A 4,700-nucleotide genomic window follows, 5' to 3' on the forward strand; every position below is an offset into this window, starting at 1 on the left:
ATCAGCGGTGTGAAGTGTTCTACGATAAGTTGAAATTCATCTATGTGGAACTACCAAAATTTACTAAATCTGTTGATCAACTAGAAACCCATTTTGATAAGTGGTTATTTTTATTGAGGCATCTCGCAAGCTGTAATGCTCCCCCTGAACCGTTGCAAGGGAATGTGTTTGCCCAGCTATTTGAGGTGGCCGAGATTGCCAATTTCTCCTCTGAGGAGCAAGCCCTGTACCAGGATAGTCTGAAGGTGTACCGGGATATGTACAGTGTTAATCAAACCTTAATTCAGGAAGGTCTTGAACAAGGTAGACAAGAAGGTCTCGAACAAGGTAGACAAGAAGGTCTCGAACAAGGTAGACAAGAAGGTGAACAAGCAGGTATACAAAAGATTGCTAAACAGATGAAGGCAGCAGGGTTACCCCTGAAGGATATTGCTGAATATACTGGGTTGAGTGTGGATGACATTAATCAGTTGTGAGCGAGCCTCTGAATATCACCGTTAAGTCTCTGAACCTCAACCTTTAGTATTTGAATATCAACCATGAGTATCTGAACCTCGACCTTGAGTATCTGAACCTCGACCTTGAGTATTTGAATACCGTTGTTGAGTATCTGGACCTCGACCTTGAGTATTTGAATATAAACGTTGAGTATCTGAACCTCTCCGTCGAGTATTTGAATATCGTCTTCGAGTATTTGAATATCGTAGTTGAGTATCTGGACCTCGTGGACGAGTATCTGGACCTCGTGGACGAGTATCTGGACCTCGTGGACGAGTATTTGAATACCGTTGTTGAGTATCTGAACCTCGTGGACGAGCCTCTGAGCCTCAACGTTGATGATTTGAATACCGTTGTTGAGCCTCTGAGCCTCAACGTTGATGATTTGAATACCGTTGTTGAGCCTCTGAGCCTCAACGTTGATGATTTGAATACCGTTGTTGAGCCTCAGAGCCTCAACGTTGAGTATTTGAAGATAAACGTTGAGGTTCAGAGCCTCGTGAACGAACCTCAGAGCCTCGACGGTGAGTATTTGAATACCGTTGTTGAGCCTCAGAGCCTCTTGCCTCTTGCCTCTTGCCTCTTGCCTGTTCCCTATTCCCTATTCCCTGTTCCCTTTTCCCTCTGGCATACCCATAACTTCTCTTTAGCTTTAGGATTCCTAACAAAGTAATCTTCCAGCAATTCACAGCCCCGACGCAGGAGCTCACCTAAACTTTCAACCTTCCAAATTATGACAGTGCCGTCCAATGAAGCAGTGACAAGCCTCTGTCCATCCGGGCTGAAGGCTAGATCGATTACCCTGTCCTGATGCCCTGTAAGCAGAGCTAATTCATTGCCCTGTAAGTCCCAAATTTTGGCAGTTTTGTCCCGTGAAGCAGTGGCCAGCCTCTGTCCATCCGGGCTGAAGGCTACACGATATACCCTGTCCTGATGCCGGGTGAGTACGGCTAATGGATTGCCCTTGTTGTCCCAAATTCTGGCAGTGCCGTCTCGTGAAGCAGTGGCCAGCTTCTTTCCATCCGGGCTGAAGACTACACGATATACCCTGTCCTGATGGCCTTTGAGCACGTCTAATTGATTGCCCTTGTTGTCCCAAATTCTGGCAGTGCCGTCTCGTGAAGCAGTGGCCAGCTTCTTTCCATCCGGGCTGAAGGCTACACTATCTACCCAGGACTGATGCCCGGTGAGTACGGCTAATTCCTTGCCCTTTTTGTCCCAAATTCTGGCAGTGCCGTCTCGTGAAGCAGTGGCCAGCTTCTTTCCATCCGGGCTGAAGACTACACTATCTACCAAGGACTGATGCCCGGTGAGTACGGCTAATTCCTTGCCCTTTTTGTCCCAAATTCTGGCAGTTTTGTCCTCTGAAGCCGTGGCCAACTTCTCTCCATCCGGGCTGAAGGCTACACTATCTACCAAGGACTGATGCCCGGTGAGTACGGCTAATTCCTTGCCCTTTTTGTCCCAAATTCTGGCAGTTTTGTCATCTGAAGCAGTGGCCAGCTTCTTTCCATCCGGGCTGAAGACTACACGATATACCCTGTCCTGATGGCCTTTGAGCACGTCTAATTGATTACCCTGTAAGTCCCAAATTCTGGCAGTAGCGTCTCGTGAAGCAGTGGCCAGCTTCTTTCCATCCGGGCTGAAGGCTACACTATATACCCTGTCATGATGCTCGGTGAGTACGGCTAATGGATTGCCCTGTAACTCCCAAATTCTGGCAGTAGCGTCTCGTGAAGCAGTGGCCAGTTTATGTCCAGAAGGGCTGAAGGCTACATCCGTTACCCTGTCCTGATGCCCGGTGAGTACGGCTAATTCCTTGCCCTTTTTGTCCCAAATTCTGGCAGTTTTGTCATCTGAAGCAGTGGCCAACTTCTGTCCAGAAGGGCTGAAGGCTACATCCGTTATCCTGTCCTGATGCCCGGTGAGTACGGCTAATGGATTGCCCTGTAACTCCCAAATTCTGGCAGTTTTGTCATCTGAAGCAGTGGCCAACTTCTGTCCAGAAGGGCTGAAGGCTACATCCGTTACCCTGTCCTGATGCCCGGTGAGTACGGCTAATTGATTGCCCTGGTTGTCCCAAATTCTGGCAGTTTTGTCCCATGAAGCAGTGGCCAGCTTCTTTCCATCCGGGCTGAAGGCTACACTATTTACCAAGTCCTGATGCCCGGTGAGTACGGCTAATGGATTGCCCTTGTTGTCCCAAATTCTGGCAGTGCCGTCGTATGAAGCAGTGGCCAGCCTCTGTCCAGAAGGGCTGAAGGCTACACTATATACCCAGGACTGATGCCCGGTGAGTAGAGCTAATTGATTGCCCTGGTTGTCCCAAATTCTGGCAGTGCCGTCATCTGAAGCAGTGGCCAGCTTCTTTCCATCCGGGCTGAAAGCTACACTATTTACCAAGTCCTGATGCCCGGTGAGTAGAGCTAATTCCTTGCCCTGGTTGTCCCAAATTCTTGCGGTGTTGTCATCTGAAGCCGTGGCCAGCTTCTTTCCATCCGGGCTGAAGGCTACACTATTTACCAAGGACTGATGCCCGGTGAGTAGAGCTAATTGATTGCCCTGTAACTCCCAAATTCTGGCAGTTTTGTCATCTGAAGCCGTGGCCAGCTTCTTTCCATCCGGGCTGAAGGCTACACTATTTACCAAGTCCTGATGCCCGGTGAGTTTAGCCCGTTCTCGGAATTGACTAATACTCTGCTGGAGGGCATTTATAGGACTGGTAGCAGGATATTGCTCCAGGCGGCGACCATCTTTAACGAGATTATCTAGCTCTTGCCCAGTTTCTACTGCCTTATACAAAAGCTTTTCCTGTTCTGTACCGGTGCCGTAATAAACATTATTTGGTAACTGTCCTAAAATATAACGCCCTTGCCGTTCTAGTCGTGTGCCTAATTGGGCTTCCTTTATTTCTTGTCTAGCTTTGATACCAGTCACCACCGCCACAATTGCCACAACTAAGGACAAACCCAGTACAATTCCCCCTCTGCGTATGGTTCGCTTAGCTTTCTGTTGAGCTTTGGCTAATATTTCACTAGCCTCTTTCTCAGCCGCTGCCAAAGCCTTTTGGACTTCTCGCTTATCTAAAACCTCACTAGCTCTTAAGAACTGGGAATCCAAATGGCTTAAGGCTTTTCCACTAGACCATTGTTCGGCCTGCTCTAATGCTTTCCCGCGCAACAGTCGAGAGTCATCGTTACGCCCAGAATCAACCCAAGCGGTAAACGCCTCAGCGTAGGGGCGCAGTCTGGCCAATTCTTTCTTGACCCAATCGGGTCCGAAAACCTCCCCATAAATCCGGTTATTAACCTTTAAACAGCCATGACACTCAACCACCAACCCCGATAGCCTTAATTCCGTTTGTTCTTCACTCCCATCAGCAGCTATACAACCGTGATCCCACACTTGCTGATACAAACCCAACAGCATACCAGCCCGTTGCTCATTTCTGAGAATGCGATCGCGTATAGTCTTCAAATGCTCCGGTTCATCCTGGGTTTCCCAATTTTCAATGATCTGGGTACGCACTATCTGTTCTACGGAAAGACTATTTCCCGATGCCCAGGTCTCGACCACCAAACGACACAACCGCTGAGTCAGAAAGGGTTGTCCCCCCGTCCAGTTTACTATCTCACCTAAAACCTGTTCAGGATTATCCACCTGGCCTACCAAACCCAGAACCAAAGGCTCTTTGGCTTCCTGAAAGGTAAACCCAGTTAACTGAATATCCCGACCAATATTAAAGGGGGTGCGCTGTTTATCCTGAATTAAATCTGCTGCAGTTGCCACCCCGAGCAAACAAAACCTTAGACGATTGTAGGCTGGATTTTCGGATCTTTGATTGTAACACGCCCTAATTAAGGCAAATAAATCATCTTTAAACGTAACTTTAATAATACTATCAATTTCATCGAGAAAAATAACAATCGGTTGACTTATTTCTTCTAGGATAACCGACTCAATAAACTCATCTAACCACTGCACTGGTGATAATTGTTCACGCTCTTTTAACCAAGGGATTAGCTTGATTTTTTCCTTTAATTTAAAACTAGTAACCAGACTTCTCATCAAACTACCATACCACTGCTGGGAGGTTACTTGATTGCCAATCCTGGTCACATCAATAGAGGCACAAGCTACTCCCGCCTTTGTTAGCTTTTCCATGGTTCGTAGCCGCAAACTGGACTTACCCATCTGTCGGG

3 protein-coding genes are annotated in these 4,700 nt (G+C 47.7%); 2 read left to right on the plus strand and 1 reads right to left on the minus strand.

From position 1 onward, the window contains the following. Both F6K37_RS32390 and F6K37_RS32395 read left to right on the plus strand, forming a co-directional pair. On the plus strand, positions 1-476 hold a 476-nt coding region (locus F6K37_RS32390; RefSeq protein ID WP_287254737.1), incomplete at its 5' end, for an Rpn family recombination-promoting nuclease/putative transposase. 50 nt (positions 477-526) lie between these two features. Next, complete coding sequence (locus tag F6K37_RS32395; RefSeq protein ID WP_287254739.1) at positions 527-1,171, plus strand: hypothetical protein; 645 nt, start codon at positions 527-529, stop codon at positions 1,169-1,171. On the opposite strand, the gene F6K37_RS32400 is transcribed toward F6K37_RS32395, so the two are convergent. Continuing rightward, on the minus strand, positions 1,093-4,692 hold the full coding sequence (locus F6K37_RS32400; protein ID WP_287254740.1) for an AAA-like domain-containing protein: 3,600 nt from the start codon (positions 4,690-4,692) through the stop codon (positions 1,093-1,095). The two genes, F6K37_RS32395 and F6K37_RS32400, sit on opposite strands and share 79 nt — an antisense overlap. Positions 4,693-4,700 lie beyond the last annotated feature (8 nt).

This window comes from Moorena sp. SIO4E2, assembly GCF_010671945.1.
Taxonomy (GTDB): domain Bacteria; phylum Cyanobacteriota; class Cyanobacteriia; order Cyanobacteriales; family Coleofasciculaceae; genus Moorena; species Moorena producens.